The sequence below is a fragment of the Bradyrhizobium sp. SUTN9-2 genome, assembly GCF_003122645.1.
In the GTDB taxonomy this organism is placed as follows: Bacteria; Pseudomonadota; Alphaproteobacteria; order Rhizobiales; family Xanthobacteraceae; genus Bradyrhizobium; species Bradyrhizobium yuanmingense.
The window spans coordinates 3,007,886-3,024,770 of record NZ_LAXE01000001.1 but is presented as its reverse complement, the minus strand read 5'-3'; the positions used below and the strand labels follow the sequence as shown (position 1 = coordinate 3,024,770).

16 protein-coding genes are annotated in these 16,885 nt (G+C 65.1%); 6 read left to right on the top strand and 10 right to left on the bottom strand.

The features are described from left to right. Nucleotides 1–26: 26 nt before the first annotated feature. The 4 genes from XF30_RS13830 to XF30_RS13815 all read right to left on the bottom strand — a co-directional run bounded on the left by XF30_RS13830 (nucleotide 27) and on the right by XF30_RS13815 (nucleotide 3,291). Nucleotides 27–998, bottom strand: a complete 972-nt coding sequence (locus XF30_RS13830) for a TRAP transporter substrate-binding protein (RefSeq protein ID WP_036043896.1) — start codon at nucleotides 996–998, stop codon at nucleotides 27–29. Nucleotides 999–1,298: 300 nt separating this feature from the next. Next, nucleotides 1,299–2,027, bottom strand: coding sequence for a Crp/Fnr family transcriptional regulator (locus XF30_RS13820; RefSeq protein WP_036007486.1), 729 nt, complete (start codon nucleotides 2,025–2,027; stop codon nucleotides 1,299–1,301). 327 nt (nucleotides 2,028–2,354) lie between these two features. Continuing rightward, the gene (locus tag XF30_RS39815; RefSeq protein ID WP_275945336.1) at nucleotides 2,355–2,480 is read right to left on the bottom strand and encodes a hypothetical protein; all 126 of its coding nucleotides are present in this window, start codon (nucleotides 2,478–2,480) and stop codon (nucleotides 2,355–2,357) included. A 97-nt stretch (nucleotides 2,481–2,577) separates the two neighbouring features. Further along, nucleotides 2,578–3,291, bottom strand: a complete 714-nt coding sequence (locus tag XF30_RS13815) for a helix-turn-helix domain-containing protein (RefSeq protein WP_036029009.1) — start codon at nucleotides 3,289–3,291, stop codon at nucleotides 2,578–2,580. Nucleotides 3,292–3,443: 152 nt separating this feature from the next. On the opposite strand from XF30_RS13815, the gene XF30_RS13810 reads away from it, so the two are divergent. Continuing rightward, nucleotides 3,444–3,761, top strand: a complete 318-nt coding sequence (locus tag XF30_RS13810) for a c-type cytochrome (protein WP_081493003.1) — start codon at nucleotides 3,444–3,446, stop codon at nucleotides 3,759–3,761. 7 nt (nucleotides 3,762–3,768) lie between these two features. Here the strand turns inward: XF30_RS13810 and XF30_RS13805 are convergent, their stop codons facing one another. From XF30_RS13805 to XF30_RS13795, 3 genes are read right to left on the bottom strand one after another with little or no spacing between them, the layout of a single operon-like run. Beyond that, nucleotides 3,769–4,872: an ABC-type transport auxiliary lipoprotein family protein gene (locus XF30_RS13805; RefSeq protein ID WP_109143025.1), complete on the bottom strand. Its 1,104-nt coding sequence runs from the start codon at nucleotides 4,870–4,872 to the stop codon at nucleotides 3,769–3,771. 3 nt (nucleotides 4,873–4,875) lie between these two features. Then, nucleotides 4,876–5,643 (bottom strand): ABC transporter ATP-binding protein, encoded by a 768-nt coding sequence (locus XF30_RS13800; protein WP_192893132.1) that lies wholly within the window; start codon nucleotides 5,641–5,643, stop codon nucleotides 4,876–4,878. A 2-nt stretch (nucleotides 5,644–5,645) separates the two neighbouring features. Further along, entirely contained in the window at nucleotides 5,646–6,782 is a 1,137-nt protein-coding gene (locus XF30_RS13795; protein ID WP_109145704.1) for an ABC transporter permease, read from the bottom strand. A gap of 177 nt (nucleotides 6,783–6,959) precedes the next feature. Between XF30_RS13795 and XF30_RS13790 the strand changes: the two genes are divergently transcribed. Next, complete coding sequence (locus XF30_RS13790) at nucleotides 6,960–7,235, top strand: hypothetical protein (RefSeq protein ID WP_109143023.1); 276 nt, start codon at nucleotides 6,960–6,962, stop codon at nucleotides 7,233–7,235. Further along, the gene (locus XF30_RS13785; protein ID WP_109143022.1) at nucleotides 7,236–7,724 is read left to right on the top strand and encodes a phage holin family protein; all 489 of its coding nucleotides are present in this window, start codon (nucleotides 7,236–7,238) and stop codon (nucleotides 7,722–7,724) included. Nucleotides 7,725–7,733: 9 nt separating this feature from the next. Here the strand turns inward: XF30_RS13785 and XF30_RS13780 are convergent, their stop codons facing one another. Together XF30_RS13780 and XF30_RS13775 are read right to left on the bottom strand one after the other, a co-directional pair. Further along, nucleotides 7,734–10,427 (bottom strand): bifunctional acetate--CoA ligase family protein/GNAT family N-acetyltransferase, encoded by a 2,694-nt coding sequence (locus XF30_RS13780; RefSeq protein ID WP_109143021.1) that lies wholly within the window; start codon nucleotides 10,425–10,427, stop codon nucleotides 7,734–7,736. A gap of 64 nt (nucleotides 10,428–10,491) precedes the next feature. Further along, a complete protein-coding gene (locus XF30_RS13775; protein WP_109143020.1) occupies nucleotides 10,492–11,325 on the bottom strand; it encodes a universal stress protein in 834 nt (277 codons plus the stop codon). Nucleotides 11,326–11,503: 178 nt separating this feature from the next. Between XF30_RS13775 and XF30_RS13770 the strand changes: the two genes are divergently transcribed. From XF30_RS13770 to XF30_RS13760, 3 genes are read left to right on the top strand one after another with little or no spacing between them, the layout of a single operon-like run. Next, the gene (locus XF30_RS13770; protein ID WP_109143019.1) at nucleotides 11,504–12,487 is read left to right on the top strand and encodes a zinc-dependent alcohol dehydrogenase family protein; all 984 of its coding nucleotides are present in this window, start codon (nucleotides 11,504–11,506) and stop codon (nucleotides 12,485–12,487) included. Between the two features lie 23 nt (nucleotides 12,488–12,510). Then, nucleotides 12,511–14,073: a bifunctional aminoglycoside phosphotransferase/ATP-binding protein gene (locus tag XF30_RS13765; protein WP_109145703.1), complete on the top strand. Its 1,563-nt coding sequence runs from the start codon at nucleotides 12,511–12,513 to the stop codon at nucleotides 14,071–14,073. Further along, nucleotides 14,073–15,059: a CHAD domain-containing protein gene (locus tag XF30_RS13760; RefSeq protein ID WP_109143018.1), complete on the top strand. Its 987-nt coding sequence runs from the start codon at nucleotides 14,073–14,075 to the stop codon at nucleotides 15,057–15,059. The genes XF30_RS13765 and XF30_RS13760 overlap by 1 nt, the downstream gene beginning before the upstream one ends. On the opposite strand, the gene XF30_RS13755 is transcribed toward XF30_RS13760, so the two are convergent. Next, on the bottom strand, nucleotides 15,056–16,882 hold the full coding sequence (locus tag XF30_RS13755; RefSeq protein ID WP_109143017.1) for a PHA/PHB synthase family protein: 1,827 nt from the start codon (nucleotides 16,880–16,882) through the stop codon (nucleotides 15,056–15,058). The two genes, XF30_RS13760 and XF30_RS13755, sit on opposite strands and share 4 nt — an antisense overlap. Nucleotides 16,883–16,885: the final 3 nt, after the last annotated feature.

Here is a 16,885-nt window from a genome sequence, read left to right as displayed (position 1 = left end):
ACGCCGGACCCGGTTCCCGAATTGTCTTACTTCGTGTCCTGGATGCGCTTGACGAGGCTCTGCAGCTTCTCGTTACCGGCGAACTTCTGGTAGACCGGCTTCATTGCATCGACGAACTCCGCCTTGTTGCCGATCGTGACCACCTGAACGCCAGCGGCTTCGACGGTCTTGCGGGCGGCCTGCTCGCGCGCGTCCCAGAGCTTGCGCATGACGGGCACCGATTCCTTGGCTGCCTTGCGGACCATCGCCTGGTCCTCCTTGCTCAGCGCGTCCCAGACCTTTTTCGAGATCACGAGAACTTCGGGCGCGAGGGAGTGCTCGGTGATGTTGTAGAACTTGGCGGCTTCGAAGTGCCGGGAGGATTCGTAGGACGGCCAGTTGTTCTCGGCAGCGTCGACGAGGCCGGTCTTGAGCGCGGTGTAGACCTCGCCATAGGGCATCGGCGTCGGGTTGGCCCCCAAGCTCTGGATCATGCCGACCCACAGGTCTGATTGCTGGACGCGGATCTTCAGGCCCTTCAGATCGGCCAGCGATTTGACCGGTCCCTTGACGGTATAGACCGAGCGCGCGCCGCTGTCGTAATAGGCAAGGCCGACCAGGCCCGCGGGCTCCATGGCTGCCAGGATCTCATCGCCGATCGGACCGTCGAGGACGGTGCGCATGTGCTGCGTGTCCCTGAAGACGAAGGGCAGACACAACGCGATAGTCTCGGGCACGAAATTGTTCAGCGGCGATGCATTAATCCGCATCATGTCGAGCGCGCCGATCTTGAGTTGCTCGATCGTGTCCTTCTCCGAGCCTAGGGCGCCGTTCGGAAACACCTTCACGCCAAGCTTGCCGCCGCTCGCCGCCGCGAGTTGCTGGCCCATGAACTTGACCGCCTCGACGGTCGGATAATCGGCGGGGTGAACGTCAGCCGAGCGGAAATCGCGTGCAGTGGCCAGGGGTGCTGAGACCGCCAGTGCAACGGCTGTGATGATACCGGTGAGCGTCTTCATGTGGGCTTCCTCCTGGGTTGATTGAGATCGATTATATCGTTGTCGGCCCGGCTGCAGGCCGCCTTGGGTCGCTCCGCTTCAGGTGTGAAGTCAAGCGCCAATGTCGTCCCTAGGGCGGGCGGCATTCTCTGTCCAAGCCAAATCCGGCATCGATCGATGCAAGACTTGCATCAATCGATTCCTGGCGCAATTCGCACTATGGTGGGTATGGCGGCCTGGCTCGACGTCGCTAGCCCGTGACTTGACGCCTCCAATCGAGGCCCCGCGCGGTCGCCAGCATCGACGGTTAGGCCGACGGCGTCACTCGCCGCCGAGGCCACTCTCGGCAAGCTCGCGCAGCGCGTCCGTATCGAGCACGACGATGGCGCCGTGCTCGAGGCGGACCCAGTTGCGGCCGGCCCAGGCGCGCAATTGCTTGTTGATGCTCTCGCGCGTCATCCCGACCATCTCGCTGATCTCTTGCTGCGTGATGGCGAGCGTGCCGCTGCCGGAATCCAGCTTGCGCTCTTCGGTGAGACCGAGCAGTGCACTGGCAAGCCGGCCCGGCAGATTCTGCAGGATCACCTGCTCGACCTGCTGACTGGTCCAGCGCAGACGCGCGCACAGCAGCTCGATGAACTTCATCGCCAGCGCCGGCTGGCTCTTCACGAACGGCAGGAAGTCCCGGCGATCGATGACGTAGAGCTCGCAATTGGTATTGGCGGTCGCATCCGCCGACCTGGGCGCGCCGTCGAGCACGGCGATCTCGCCGAAGATTTCTCCGGGGCCGATCAGATTGAGAATAGCGTTCCGCCCATCAGGCGATGAGGAGGAAATCTTGACTGTCCCCGCGATCACCGCGAACAGACTGTTGCCGGGATCGCCCTTGGCGGCGATCGTCGCGCCACGCTTGACGGTGGTGTGCTTGGCGTAGCGGCAGAGTTGATCGAGCGCTTCCGGCTCCAGATCCGCGAAGATCGGGTGCTTGCGCAGGACCGATAGTTTGTTGCCCGCCGGTTGTCGGGGATCGCCGGTCTTGTCCTGAGGCACGCCGCGGGGCTCCTAAGACTACGAGGCACTGAGTTCCTGCGTAGTCAACGTTACCAGGCATTTCAACCGGAAAGCACGCGCGCGATTTGAGGCAAATGCCACGAAAAGGCCCGTAACGAGGAAGTCAGCAGCCAAAAGCTGCGGCGATGCGTCTTCTTCGACGCAGAGTTGCGGATTACGCAAACCGTGATTGCGTCGAAACGCTGCCGACGGGGGGCGCCCGCCCAGGCGAGCATCGGCCCTGGCGCGCCGGACTCGGACCTAAACCTGGACTTGGACTTGGACTTGGACTTGGACTTGGACCTGGACCTGGACCTGCAGAAGGCTTCAGTGCCTGGAATCCGGATCAAGCCGGCCCGCCCTGGTTTGCCGGTCAGCCCAGGCCAGAACTGCGGCGAACACCACAAAGATCGCGACGACGACAACGGTCACGAGCAACGCGTCAGCAGGCATCATCCCCTCCCGGATTTGTGTCCGGCAGTATTTTGCGGAGCATGGCCGGCGTCATTGATCGGAATCAAATTCTGCCGAAGACGCCGCGGACGGGAGGTCAGGCTGCGGCCATGGCCTCGACACGGGCCGGATCGAGCAGGCTGATGCCGCCGTGAATGATCTCGATCACGCCGAGACGCTCAAGCTTGGTAAAGGTGCGGCTGACGGTCTCGATGGTCAGGCCGAGATAATCGGCGATGTCCTGACGGCTCATCGGAAGCGCGACCATGTCGGACGGACCGTTGAGCGCGACCAGCCGCTCACGCCAGCCGAGCAGAAAGGTCGCGACCTTCTCGTCGGCCGAGCGGCGTCCGAGCAGGACCATATGGTCGCGCGCCTGGCTCAACTCGCGAATGGCCAGCTCGTTGATGCGCCTGAGCAATTGCGGCCGGTCTTCGATGAAACGGCCGAAAGGCCCTTTTGGGAATTGGCACACTTTCACCACGCCGATCGAATCGGCCGAAAAATTGTGCCGGCCGGACAGATTCATCCCGAGGAAGTCACCGGGCAAGGCAAAGCCGACGATCTGCCGCCGGCCGTCAGGCAGCAGCTTGTACAGCCGCATGACGCCTTCGAGGACGTTGTAGAACGAGGTCGTGATGTCTTCCTCGGAAAACACGGTCTCGCCCGAATCGAAATGGACGCGGCGGCCGAGATGCTCGAACTCCCGGAGTTCGGCTGCATCGAGCGACGAGCAGACCGCCGCTCCACGCACGGCACAATCGTCGCAATGATGTCCGTTCGGCTCACTCGTGACCACGGAAGGCTTCATCCATCGCTCCCCACGCCGGCCGCTTCCCGACGTCAGGCCGAGTCCACCGCGCGGCTGCATTTTACTGCACCGTGCCGCAGCCGATTGACCCAGATCAAATTTGGCTGGCATCCCGCTCTTATTCTGCGTCCACGGTTCGACGGGATGATTCCATGCTGCAAAGAGCACTGCGTCACGGCCTGATTGGGCTGCTTCTGATCACGCCTGCGCTCGCGGCCCCGGCCGCCGAACAACGCGGCAAGGCTTTCGCCCGAGCCAATTGCGCACGCTGTCACGCGATCGACCGCGCCTCCAAGAGCCCGCTGGAGATCGCGCCTCCGCTACGCACCCTGCATCGGCGCTATCCGATCAACAGCCTTGGCGAGGCGCTGGCCGAGGGGATCTCCACCGGACATGCCGACATGCCGGCCTTCGAACTCAGCCCGGACCAGATCCACGACCTGCTGTCCTACCTGAAGACGCTGGAATAGTCGCCCCTCACACCGCCTGCACGGTCCATCCGATCAGCTCCTTGGCGATGCGCGCGAAGGCGGCATCGAAGGCGGCGACTGAAGCGGCCGGTTCGACCTTGTCGAGCTTTTCGCTGGCCTCGATGAGGCGCGATGCGATCACCTTGCCATTCTTGTCGACGATCCGAGCCGACAGTCCGATCTCGGCCCGAGCCTCCCCATCCGTCGCGATCCGAAAGCGCCGGATGTCGAGCAGGAGCTGGTAGTCCGCCGGCCCGAGATCCGTCGTGCGCAGCGGGGCGTGGGCGATGTCGTAGTTCTCAAAACTGTCGATCAGGCGCGCCTGCACCAGTTTCGGAATGCTGTCAGCCCAGAGGAAGTCCGCAAAGCCCGGCCTGTCGCCGCTAGGCGCGAACAGCATGCGCTGGGTCTGCAGCATCGCCACCGCCGTCGGCTCGGGAATGGCCAGTGAGGCCGATAGCGTCTTGCCGGCCGGCCCGAGATTCTGCGGCGTGCGCAGGTCGTAGGTGACCTTCTGCGCGGGCGTGCCGCCGCCGGTCATCTTGTCGAGGCCTGCCAGGATGCCGTCGATCTTGCCGGTGTTGCGCGCGAGCCCGTCGGAGAAGGTCTTGAAATTGGCAATGGTGTCCTTCAGCGGGCCGGAATTGTCCTGAAGCACCGTGTCGACCCGCCGCAGCGCATCGCGCGCCGCCTGCGTCATGCTCTGGCCTGCGCCGGCCTCCGCGATCAAGGTCGGCAGCTCGCCCGACTTGGCGACGATCACGCCCCCCTCCAATGTCACCACGGGAACGCCGGTCAGGCCCTGGAATTCGAGGCCGACCTTGGTGTCGGCACGCACCGGCGTCGCGGTGGCAACCGAGATCGTCGCATTGACGAAGCGCGGGTTATCAGGCGCGAGTCCGAGCTGGGTCACCTCTCCGACGCGAATGCCGTTGAACAGCACGCCGGCGCCGACCAGCAGGCCAGGCACCGGCCCCTGGAATTGCACGTGGTAGCTGGTGCGCGGCCCGATGCCGCCGGTGTTGTTCAGCCAATAGACGAAGCCGAACACTGCGACGATCGCGGCCAGCACGAAACTGCCAATCAGCACATAGGGAGCGCGGGTTTCCATCTCTCATCTCATCTCGTGTTGCAGCATCTGCGAGCGCTTGCCGTGGAAGTATGCGCGCACCCAGGGATGCTCGGATTGCAGCAATTCGCGCATCGGGCCGATCGCCACGATCTTGCCGTCGGCGAGCGCGGCGACGCGGTCGCAGACCGTGGTCAGGCTCGCAAGGTCATGGGTCACCATGAACACGGTGAGCTCCAGGGTCTTTTGCAGCGTCTTGATCAGCGCGTCGAACTCGCCGGCGGCGATGGGGTCGAGGCCCGAGGTCGGCTCGTCCAGGAACAGGATCGGCGGATCGAGCGCGAGCGCGCGCGCCAGCGCCACGCGCTTGGTCATGCCGCCGGACAGCTCCGCCGGATATTTGTCGGCGTCCTCCGCACGCAGGCCGACCATCTCGAGCTTGGCGATCGCGATCTCGTCCATCAGCTCCTGCGACAGGACCAGATTTTCGCGCAAGGGAAATTGGACGTTCTGGCGCACCGTCAGCGAGGAGAACAGCGCGCCCTGCTGAAACAGGATGCCCCATGCCATCGCAGCGCCGCGGCCGTGGCTTCCGCCGGCTTGTCCCATGACCTCGATGGTCCCGCTCCGGCGCGGGATAAGGCCGATGATGGTCCGCATCAAGACCGACTTTCCGCCGCCGGATGCGCCCACCAGCCCGAGGATCTCGCCGCGGCGGACGTCGAGCGACAAATGGTCGAGCACGGTTTGACGGCCGAAGCCGACCACGAGGTCACGGACGCGGATCGCGAACTGGTCTTGCAATTCTTCCATTGTCACATTCCGATCGAGGCAAAGAAGATCGCGAACAGGCCGTCGAGCACGATCACCAGGAAGATCGATTTCACCACCGACGTCGTGGTCTGCCGCCCCAGCGACTCCGCGCTGCCCTTGACGCGCAATCCCTCGCTGCAGGCCACGATCCCGATCACCAGCGCCATGAACGGCGCCTTCAGGATGCCGACTTCGAAATGGGCGACGGAAATGGCCTCGTGCAGGCGCGCGATGTAGATCGCCGGCCCCATGTCGCCATAGAACTGCGCGACCAGCCCGCCGCCATAGAGCGCGGCGATCGATCCGATGAAGGTGAGGATGGGCAGCGCAACGACCAGGGCCGCAACGCGCGGCAGGATCAGGACGTCGACCGGATCGAGCCCCATGGTCGAGAGCGCGTCGATCTCCTCGCGCATCTTCATCGAGCCGAGCTCGGCCGTGTAGGCGCTCCCCGAGCGTCCCGCGACCATGATGGCGACGATCAGCACGCCGAGCTCGCGCAGCACCAGGATGCCGACCATGTCGACCGTGTATGATTCCGCGCCGAATCTACGGAAGTGGAAGAAGCCCTGCTGCGCGATGATGGCGCCAATCAGGAAGGTGATCAGCGTGACGATGGGGATCGCCTGCCACCCGATGCGGTAGAGCTGATACACCAGAGAGGTCAGCCGCAGCGAACGCGGCCGGCGCAGCGCGCCGATGACGGCCATGAACAAGGCGCCGAGCATCTGGAGGAAGATCGTGACGTCCTCCCGCGCCCCGACCGTGGACTTGCCGAGATCACCCAGCCGCGCCAGAACCGGATTGGGCGCGGCCGCCGGAGCCGGTGTGCGGCGGTTGACCTGGCGCACCTCGTCCATCAGCCCGCTGAAATGATCGGCGACGCCGACGAATTCGGCTGGCCTGCCTGACGAGGCGGCCCTGCGCGACAGCTTCTCCAGGACCCAGGCGCCGAGCGTATCGAGCGCGCTGATCCCCGACATGTCCAAGGATACGGCGCGCGAACGATCGACGTCGGCCCCGACCGAGCGGGACAAGGTCTCGAGCGTCACCACGTTCGCGGCGGTCCAGGGCCCCTCGGGGCGCAATTTCAGCACGTCGCCGGACGGCGTCGCGTGCAGCAGCGGTTCGTGGTTCACGCTTTCCACCTCATCGGGACAATCGGTCCCCATTCAGCCGGCATTTCTAGGCCAGCATGTGGCGGCCGGATTGACCTGTCTCAAGACCCCGAACGGGCTCCGCCTCTTGACGCAAATCAAGCGCGATCGCACGGGCTGGTCTTAGGCTCCTTTGAATTTAATGAGGACACCAAATCCATGTTCGACAGTGACAGGATGAGCGAGGAATTGCGCACGCTGAAGGTCGACGTCACGCACTTGTTGAGCACCGCCGGCGAGGAGATGTTCGAGAGCTCGAAAGCTCGCACTGATGCGCTCGCCGATCAGATCAGGGCCGCACCCGCCGAGCTCGGCGAGACCGTCGAACAGGAGGGGGAGACGCTCCAGGGCCTCGTTGCGGAGCGTCCGATCACATCGCTCGCCTCCGCCTTCGCGCTGGGCGTGGTTGTTGGCTTCATGCTGAGGAGACACTAGGTGAATACCGAGAATGTCGTCAAACATCTGCGCGTGCTGTGGCGCACCGACAGGATCATCGCCGACATCAGGCTGCGCCACTTGCTGATCGGCCTCGGCCTGCGTGCCTTCGCGGCGCTGATCGCCGCGTTCGGGCTGCTGATGCTGGAGCTGTCGGCCTATTTCGCACTGGTGCAGATCTGGAGCGCGATTACCGCGGCTGCCATCCTCGGCGCCGTCAATTTCGTCATCGCGGCCGCTCTCTTCCTGATCGCCGGCCGCGCTCCGTCGGGGCGTGACATCGAACTCGCCAACGAAATTCACGACACCTCCATCGAAGCCCTCCAGCTCGAGGCCCGTGCGCTCCAGGCCCAGGTGTCGGGCGCGGTGCATCATCCGCTCAGCACGATCGTGCCGGTGCTGCTGCCGCTGATCGCGGTCATCATCAAGACTCTGCGGGCGACGACCAGGACGTCCGATGATGCCAGTTCGGCCGAGGCGCAATCGTAGCCGACACGCTCAGAGCTTGAGCCTGACGTCGCAGATCTCAGGCTCGGCCGGGTCCGGCTTGACCTCGAAGCCGAGCTGCCGGCACATGTCGAGCATCACGGTATTCTCCTGCAGCACGTCGCCCGATATGGTCTTCAATCCTTCCGACCGCGCGTAGTCGATGATCAGCTGCATGAGGGCCCAGCCGAGCCCCCTGCCCTTGAGGTCGGACCGCAGCAGGATCGCGTATTCGCCGGTCTCGTAGATCGAGTCGGAATGGAGCCGGACCACGCCGACCATTTCGCCGCTGGCCTCCTCGAATGCGATGAAGGCCATCGCGCGCGCATAGTCGAGCTGGGTCAGGCGTGCGATGAATTCGTGGGTGAACTCCTTCATCGGGGCGAAGAAGCGCAGGCGAAGGTCGTGCGCCGTGACGTGACGCAGGAATTCGTGGATGGTCGGCTCGTCCTCGGGGCGCATGGGCCGCACGAAGATGCGCCAGTCCTCCTTGAGCTTGAGGCGGCGCTCCCATTGCGATGGATAGGCGCGAACGGCGAAATTGGCCGGGCCGGAGCCGGCGAACTTCCGCTGTGGCGGCCCGACCGCGACGCGGGCATCCACCGCGGTCACGCCGGTTTCGTCGGCCAGCAGCGGGTTGATGTCGAATTCGCGGATCTCGGGAATGTCGGCCGCCATCTGCGCCAGCTTGACCAGCACCATGGCGACGGCGTCGTGCTTCACCGCCGGCACGTCCCGATAGGCCTTCAGCAGCCGCGACACGCGCGTGCGGTCGATCAGATCGCGGGCCAGTTGTAGATCGAGCGGCGGCAGCGCCAGCGCCTTGTCGTTGATGATCTCCACCGCCGTGCCGCCGCGGCCGAAAACCACCACCGTGCCGAAGGTCGGATCGTCGGCAAGGCCGAGGATCAGCTCGCGCGCCTTTGCCTTGACGACCATGGCCTGGACGATGACGCCGCCGATGCGCGCCTCGGGCCGCAGCTTCCGCGCTCGCGCAAGAATGTCCGTCGCCGCCGCACGGACGGCCTCCGGCGACGTCAGATTGAGCACGACGCCGCCGACGTCGGATTTGTGGGTGATGTCGCGCGACATGATCTTCAGCACGACGGTGCCGCCTTGCGCGAAGATGTCCTTTGCATAGGCTACCGCCTGCTCGACATCGGCTGCCGCACAGGTCGGCACCATCGCGATATCGTAGGCTTCGAGCAGGTGCTTGATCTCGACGGGTTCGAGCCACTGGCGGCCATCCGCGATCGCGGCGGTGACGATCTCTCTCGCCCCCCTCGCATCCGGAACGAACGTGTCGGGCATCGCGGGAGGCACCTGGGTCAGCTCCTCCACCACCTCGCGGTGCCGGACCAGATGCATGAAGCCGCGCACGGCGTCGTCCTCGGTCGGATAGTTCGGCACGCCGGCGCTGGAGAGTGCCTGGATGATGTGCTGATCGGCCCCGACCCAGGCCGCCAGCACGGGCTTTGCCCATCGGCGGTGCTGCTCGCGATACTTAGCCACGAGCTCCGTCACGGTCTTGGCGATCTCGGCGGCCGATGCGATCGCGGTCTGCACATTGAGGACGAGGACTGCGTCGTTGTCGCGATCGGCCAGCAGTTCCTCCAGCGCCGCTGCGTAGCGCGCAGCATCGGCGTCGCCCACGATGTCGACGGGGTTTGCACCCGACCAAGTCGGCGGCAGCGCCGCATCGAGCTTCCTGTGCGCATCAGTCGAGATCGTCGCCGGAATACCGCCGAGCTCGACCAATCGATCGACGGCGAGGACGCCGATGCCGCCGCCATTGGTCAGGATGGCGAGACGCTTTCCGGTCGGCGATTCGACGCGGCCGAGTGTCTCGGCACAGTCGAACAGCTCGCGCAGGTCGGACACCCGCAGCACGCCCGCGCGGCGGAACGCCGCGTCATAGACGGCGTCGGCACCGGCGAGCGCCCCGGTATGCGTCGCAGCGGCCTTCGCACCCTGCGCCATGCGGCCGGACTTCACCACGACGACGGGCTTCACCCGCGCGGCCGCGCGCGCCGCCGACATGAACTTGCGCGCGTCCTTGATCGCCTCGATGTAGAGCAGGATCGCGCGGGTCTTGTGATCCATCGCGAAATGGTCGAGCAAATCGGCAATGTCGACGTCGATCTGATCGCCGATCGAGACGATGCCGGAGAAGCCGACGCCGCGCTGCGCGGCCCAATCCACCATGCCGGCGGCAATGGCTCCCGATTGCGAGATCAGCGCGAGGTTGCCGGCCCCCGGCATGTGCGCGGCGAAACTGGCATTCAGGCTGACGCCGGGCATCATGATGCCGAGGCAGTTCGGCCCGATCAGCCGCATGCCGTGTTTGCGGGCGGCAGCGCTGGTCGCCTCGTGCAGCGATCCCGGTCCCTGGCCGAGACCGGCGGAGACGATCAGCGCACCCGCAGATCCGCGACGGCCGGCCTGCTCGACGATGCCTGGAATCTCGCCCGCGGGCGCGGTGACGACGACGAGCTCGGGCACGAAGTCCAGCCTGTCCAGGCTCTTCACCGCGGCGAGGCCGCCGATCTCGGCGTGGCGCGGATTGACGAGGCCAAACCGCCCCTTGAATCCCGCTTTCCGAATGTTTTCCAGGACCGCGCGTCCAACGGACGCCGGACGCGCGCTCGCGCCGACGAGCGCAACCGAGCGCGGCGACAGCAGGTTGTTCAGACGATAAGTCGACATGAAAACAAATGCGCCGCGCCAGCGGCGGTTCCGATGATTGGACGATCCGGCTGGAAGAAGACGCCTAGTGCGAGATCATAACCCAGCATGGTGGCTGGCCAATGACGGTCTTTGTCACACCGCCCCACACGATCTCGTTCAGGCGCGAATGATGATAGGCGCCCATCACGACGGCATCGATGCCATGGGAATTCGCCCAGCTTCCCAATACTTTGCCGGTCGAGCGGCCGCCCCCCTTCGTGGTTTCGAACGAGGCAAAGACGCCGTGTTCCCGCAAATGGTCGACGAGTGCCGTTCCGGATCGGACGACCGCGTCCGTCTTGTCCTCCGCCACGGTCAGCACACGAACCGAACTGGCAGCCTGAAGAACAGGCAACGCATCGCCGACCGCACGCGCGGCCCGTGCAGAATGATCCCAGGCAATCATGACGTTCTCGAACTCGGGCCGGAGCTCGTCAGCACGATGTTCGGGACAGAGCAAAAGCGGCCGTCCGGACTCGAACAACAACGCCTCCACGATGGCCTCCGTTCGACTGTCGTGCGGCTTCACGGGAACCAGCGTGAGGTCGCTGAAGCGGGCGTGCTCGGCCAGGATCGCTCCGATCTGATCCGCAGGCACCTTGCCCGACCGGCTCTGGGCGCGGACGTTGGCGCAGCAAGCCGCATCGGTGAAGGCATTCAGCAGCTGCTGCATGTCGCTCGCCTCGAGGCTGGCCTGCGCGAATTCGCGATCGTCAGGCAGCATCACCTTCGGTCGCTCGAAAACATCTTCCTCGAGCGCGAGCGCGGTGATCCTGGCGCCGAGATCGGCGGCGACAGAAACGCATTTCTCGATCGCAACCAGGGCTGGCCCGCGCGGCTGGCCGACAAGGGGCAGAAACACATCCTTGATGGGCATCGGAATTCTCCTGAGCCACCATGATAGGCGGGCTGTCGTCGAGACCCTTGATCCGCGTCAAGACCGGGGGAAACTCCGTCCGATCAGCCCGGGAAACAGGCGTTGACTGACGTCAAGGACTGGCCACTCGGCCGTTCTATGGATACTTCAGTCGGAGCGGTTCGCCCCGGAGACAGACATGCGTGCGATGGTGTTGCCGACCCCACGAGCGCGGCTCCGGATGGAGGAGCGGCCCGACCCGATGCCGCGCGAGGGTCAGATCCGGGTGAAGATCAGCGCCTGCGGTGTATGCCGGACCGATCTTCATCTCGTTGATGCCGAGCTGCCCGGCATCCGCTATCCGATCGTGCCTGGCCACGAGATCGTCGGCCGGGTCGACCTCATCGGCGCGAATGTGACGACACATGCGCCTGGTGACCGGGTCGGCATTCCCTGGCTCGGCTTCACCTGCGGAAAATGCCGCTTCTGCCGCGAGGGTATGGAAAACCTCTGTGATGCACCGCTGTTCACCGGCTACACGCGCGACGGCGGCTACGCGACCCACACCATCGCCGACGCACGTTACGCTTTTCCGCTCGGCGAGTCCGGCAGCGACGTGGAGATTGCGCCCCTGCTGTGCGCGGGGTTGATCGGCTGGCGCTCGCTGGTCCTGGCCGGCCCCGCCGAGAGGCTCGGTCTCTATGGCTTCGGCGCGGCCGGCCACATCATTGCGCAAGTCGCGGCTTGGCAGGGACGCTCCGTCCATGCATTCACGCGGGCCGGCGATGCCGCTGCACAAGATCTTGCCCGCCGTCTCGGCGCTGTCTGGGCGGGGTCATCGGACCAGGTGCCCGACGAGCCGCTCGACGCCGCGATCATCTACGCGCCAACCGGCGAGCTGGTCCCGGCGGCGTTGCGCGCCGTGCGCAAAGGTGGTCGCGTCGTCTGCGCCGGCATCCACATGAGCGACATTCCAAGCTTTCCGTATGATCTGCTGTGGCAGGAACGGCAGCTGGTCTCGGTCGCCAACCTGACCCGGCAGGATGGCCTCGATTTTCTCAAGGTCGCGCCGCAAGCCGGCGTGCGGACCGAGACGACGGCGTTTCCGCTCGATCAGGCCAATGAGGTCCTGACCATGCTGCGGAATGGCCAGATCCTCGGCGCGGCCGTGCTGACGCCCTGATGGTGCTTGCCATGTCCGCTTCGATGAAGGATGACACGGCGGCTCAGGAGCGCATCTTTCGGATGCTGACCGACCATCCCGGCGTGATGCGCATCGACACGCATGCCGCCTCGGTGTTCCTGGACGCAAAGCGTGCGCTGAAGATCAAGCGCGCCGTCCGGTTTCCCTTCCTCGACTATTCGACGCTCGAACAGCGCAAGGCGGCCTGCGAGGAGGAGATCCGGATCAACCGGCCCCTGGCGCCGCAGATCTATCGTGGTGTCGTGGCGATCACGGAAGAGGCGGATGGATCGGTGAAGGTCGAGGGCGCCGGCCGGCCGATCGAGTATGCGGTCGACATGTCGCGCTTCGACGAAAGCAGGACGTTGGATCATCTGGCCGAGGCCGGCCCGCTGGACGCGAAGCTTGCCTCCGCCGCCGCCGACGCCATCGCGGCGTCGCACGCGGCGGCGCACGCGGCGGCGCACGCGGCGGCGACACGCGCCGACGGAAAAGCATGGGTCTCCTCCATCCCGGCCCTGATCGACGGCAACACCAATGGTCTGCGGGCCGGCGGCCATTTCAGCGCAGACGAGATCGAGCAACTCGCCAACGCTTCGCATGCGGCCTGTCTGCGTATTCGTCCCCTGCTCGCAGAGCGCAGCCGCCGGGGCTTCGTGCGCCGCTGCCATGGCGATCTGCATCTGGCAAACATCGTTATGATCGATGATCGACCCGTGCTGTTCGACGCGATCGAGTTTGACGCGCAGATGGCGACGGTCGACGTGCTCTACGATCTCGCATTCACGCTGATGGACCTGTTGCAGCACCACCAGCCGAGCGCGGCAAACATGGTGCTGAACCGCTATCTCGCCGCGACGCCGGCCGACAATCTCGATGCGCTCTCGACCCTGCCGCTGTTCATGTCCATCCGGGCGGCGATCCGCGCCCAGGTGGCGCTGGCGCGACTGAAACCGCCGCACTCCGACGATCCCGGCATCGTCGACCAGGCACGGCGTTATTTCGACCTCGCCGGGACGCTGATCCGTCCTCCTGCTCCGCGTCTGATTGCGGTCGGCGGACTGTCCGGCACCGGAAAGACCGCCCTGGCGCACGCGCTCGCGCCGGTCGTGGCACCGGAGCCGGGCGCCGTCGTGCTGCGCAGCGATCTCGTCCGCAAGCAGATGTTCGGGGTCGAAGACACCCACCGCTTGCCGCCTTCAGCCTATACGCCGGAGGTCACGGCCCGCGTCTATGACACGCTGGTGCAGCAGGCCCGGCGGGTGCTGGCGCAGGGCCATTCGGCGATCGTTGACGGCGTATTCGCGCGCGAGGACGAACGCGATGCGATCGCGGCGCTGGCGCGCGAGTGCAACGTGACGTTGAACGGGCTGTTCCTGGTCGCAGACCTTGCAACCCGGCAAGCGCGCATCGGCGACCGCCGGGGAGACGCATCGGACGCCACGCCGGAGGTTGCCGCGCTGCAAGAGCACTATAATATCGGCCATGTCGGCTGGGCGACCATCGATGCATCCGGGACACAGGAGCAGACGCTTCAGAACTGCCGGAACGTCATCGCTGAGGGGCAAACAAGGCAATCAGACTAATGCGGGCAAGGAAGTCGCGATCCACCACGCGCTCGACGGCAAATGCGCATGCCAAGCCGGCAACGCGGCGCAATGTCCTGCCCGCCCGCCTCAGCCCCGGCATGGCCTGCGACACGGCCTTCCGCATCATCGCCCGCCGACACCTCGGCGCGGTGATCGCTCAGCACGACGGCACCTGCCGCGGCGATCCGGATGCGCTGCACCAGATACGGATCGCACTGACTCATCTGCGGACTGCCATCCGCTTCTTTTCACCGATGGTCGACGATGCGCTGCGACCGGAAGTCTGGGCCGAACTGAAATGGCTGAACAGTCAGCTCGGCATGGTGCGAGACCTCGACGTGGCCATCGAGCGGATCGTCGCAGAGAGTAGCGACGAGCTCGCCGTGGTCGCCGAGCTTCAGCGCTGGGACGAGAAACGCGCGGAGAGCCATCGGCTGCTGGCGCGTGCGCTGCAATCGGCGCGGTATCGCCGCCTGGTCGAGCAAACCTCAACGTGGATCGAAAGCGGCCCCTGGTCGACCCGCCGCAGCAAGGAAGCGATCCGGTTGCGCCGCTGCACCCTCGCCGACCATGCGACGGAGCGGCTGACCGAGTGGGAGAGGACGCTGCTCAAGAAGGCCCGTAAGCTGAAGAAGCTCGATGTCGAGAGACGTCACAAGCTGCGGCTCCTCAACAAACGGATGACCTACTCGGTCGAGTCGCTTGCGGATCTGTTCGCCGATGGGGTGACGACGAAACAGAAGTCCATCCTCAAGCAATTGCGCAAGGCACAACGCTCGCTCGGTCAATTGAACGACGATGCGCGCGGACAGGCACTGGCGGCCTCGTTAAATGGCGCCGGCATCGATGCCAGCCGTGGCTTCCTCAATCGCAAACGCGAGAAGAAGTTGTTGCGGAAGGCGTCAACGGCCTATCGCAAATTGGACAAGGCCAAACCGTTCCGCTCCTCGGATCTCACGCCGAGATCGGAGCCGGACGCTTAGGTGTGGACGTAGTCCCCCGGCGCGTCCGGCAGGCCGAGGGCGTCGCCAAGTCCGATCTGCGGCGGATCGCAGGGGGCGCCGGAACGTGCCGCCAGCCAAGTGGTCCATTCCGGCCACCATGAGCCCTCGACGCGCGGGGCCAGCTTCAGCCATTCATCCGCACCGACATAGGGCGCATCGGCAGCCTTGGTCAGCACCTGATAAAAGTGGCCCTCCTCCTGCGGAGGCGCCACGACACCGGCATTGTGACCGCCGCTGGTCAACAGGAACGTCACGTCGGCATCGACCTGATAATGGATCTTGTAGACGGATCGCCAGGGCGCCACGTGATCGGCGAGCGTGCCGACCACGAACATCGGTGTGTGAATGTCGGACAGCGAGACGCTCCGGCATTCGACCCGATAGCGACCTTCCGCCAGATCGTCGTTCAGGAACAGCTTGCGCAGATACTCCGAGTGCATGCGATAGGGTAGCCGCGTGGCGTCGGCATTCCAGGCCATCAGGTCGCTCGGTGGCGAGCCGTCGCCCATCAGATAATCACGCGAGAGCCGCGACCAGATCAGCTCGTTGGAGCGCAGGAGCTGGAACGCGCCCGCCATCTGTGTCGTGTCGAGATAGCCGCGCTGCCACATCATGTCTTCGAGGAAGGCAACCTGGCTCTCGTTGATGAAGAGCGTCAGTTCGCCGGCCTCGGTGAAATCGGTTTGTGCGGCGAGAAGCGTGACGGTGCCGAGACGGCTATCGCCGTCCCGCGCCATGGCCGCCGCGGCGATCGACAGCAACGTCCCGCCAAGGCAATAGCCGAGCGCATGGATCTTCCGGCCCGGCACGATCTTCCCGATCATGTCCAGCGCGGCCATCACGCCCAGCTTGCGGTAGTCGTCGAAGGCAACATCCCGATCGTTCGCATCCGGATTGCGCCAGGAGATCGCGAAGACGGTGAAGCCCTGAGCGGTCAGGTATTTGACCAGGGAATTCTGCGGCGACAGATCGAGGATGTAGTACTTCATGATCCAGGCCGGCACGATCAGAATCGGCTCCGGCCGCACCTGCGCAGTCGTCGGATGGTACTGGATCAGCTCGATCAGGCTATTGCGGTAGACGACCTTGCCGGGCGACGCCGCCACCGTCTTGCCGACGACGAACTGATCCTCCCCGGCCAGCTTCGAGCCGGAGAGCAGGCGCATCAGGTCGCTGCACCAGTTCTGCCAGCCGAACACGAAGTTCTCCCCGCCGCTTTGGAACGCTTTTTCCAGCACCTGCGGATTGGTGGCGGCGAAATTCGAAGGCGCCAGCATGTCGAGCATCTGGCGCATCGAGAACTCGACGATGGCCTCATTTGCGTGCGACACGCCGCGTATGCCGGTCGTGGCATCGTGCCACCAGCGCTCGGTGAGCAGAAACGCCTGCGCAAGCAGATTGAACGGCGCGGCTTCCCATTGCCGGTCCTTGAAGCGGCGATCCCGCGCCTGCGGCCGAATGACGGACCATGGTTCTTTGGATGTCGCGTGAGCGGCAGCTTCCAGGAAGCGGCCTGAGTCGCGGAAGATATTGCGGAAGAGCTCCATCTGGTGCTGAGGCGCCGCCGCAAGATGCGCGCCCCAGTCGAGCCAGGCGAGCGACAAGGCAACAGGCGAGATTCCGCCCGTGAACCGCGCCAGCATGGCATGAAACGCGCGATCGAGTGGATACGAATCCGTTGTTTGCGGGCAAGTGCAGTCAGCCGGCGTGCCTGCGACCCTTTCGGAAATCCCGGCAGCCGGCCTGATAGCGGGAGCTTGCAGCGGCGCTTCGGCCCGCGGGAAGATCTTCACGACGCTCATGGC

Bases quoted from the DNA above. Each gene is read 5' to 3' on its own strand.
- XF30_RS13770 (WP_109143019.1), top strand. From the start codon at position 11,504: ATGCGTGCGATGGTGTTGCCGACCCCACGAGCGCGGCTCCGGATGGAG.
- XF30_RS13830 (WP_036043896.1), bottom strand. From the start codon at position 998: ATGAAGACGCTCACCGGTATCATCACAGCCGTTGCACTGGCGGTCTCA.
- XF30_RS13760 (WP_109143018.1), top strand. From the start codon at position 14,073: ATGCGGGCAAGGAAGTCGCGATCCACCACGCGCTCGACGGCAAATGCG.
- XF30_RS13780 (WP_109143021.1), bottom strand. From the start codon at position 10,427: ATGTCGACTTATCGTCTGAACAACCTGCTGTCGCCGCGCTCGGTTGCG.
- XF30_RS13810 (WP_081493003.1), top strand. From the start codon at position 3,444: ATGCTGCAAAGAGCACTGCGTCACGGCCTGATTGGGCTGCTTCTGATC.
- XF30_RS13790 (WP_109143023.1), top strand. From the start codon at position 6,960: ATGTTCGACAGTGACAGGATGAGCGAGGAATTGCGCACGCTGAAGGTC.
- XF30_RS13805 (WP_109143025.1), bottom strand. From the start codon at position 4,872: ATGGAAACCCGCGCTCCCTATGTGCTGATTGGCAGTTTCGTGCTGGCC.
- XF30_RS13765 (WP_109145703.1), top strand. From the start codon at position 12,511: ATGAAGGATGACACGGCGGCTCAGGAGCGCATCTTTCGGATGCTGACC.
- XF30_RS13755 (WP_109143017.1), bottom strand. From the start codon at position 16,882: ATGAGCGTCGTGAAGATCTTCCCGCGGGCCGAAGCGCCGCTGCAAGCT.
- XF30_RS13800 (WP_192893132.1), bottom strand. From the start codon at position 5,643: ATGGAAGAATTGCAAGACCAGTTCGCGATCCGCGTCCGTGACCTCGTG.
- XF30_RS39815 (WP_275945336.1), bottom strand. From the start codon at position 2,480: ATGCCTGCTGACGCGTTGCTCGTGACCGTTGTCGTCGTCGCGATCTTT.
- XF30_RS13815 (WP_036029009.1), bottom strand. From the start codon at position 3,291: ATGAAGCCTTCCGTGGTCACGAGTGAGCCGAACGGACATCATTGCGAC.
- XF30_RS13775 (WP_109143020.1), bottom strand. From the start codon at position 11,325: ATGCCCATCAAGGATGTGTTTCTGCCCCTTGTCGGCCAGCCGCGCGGG.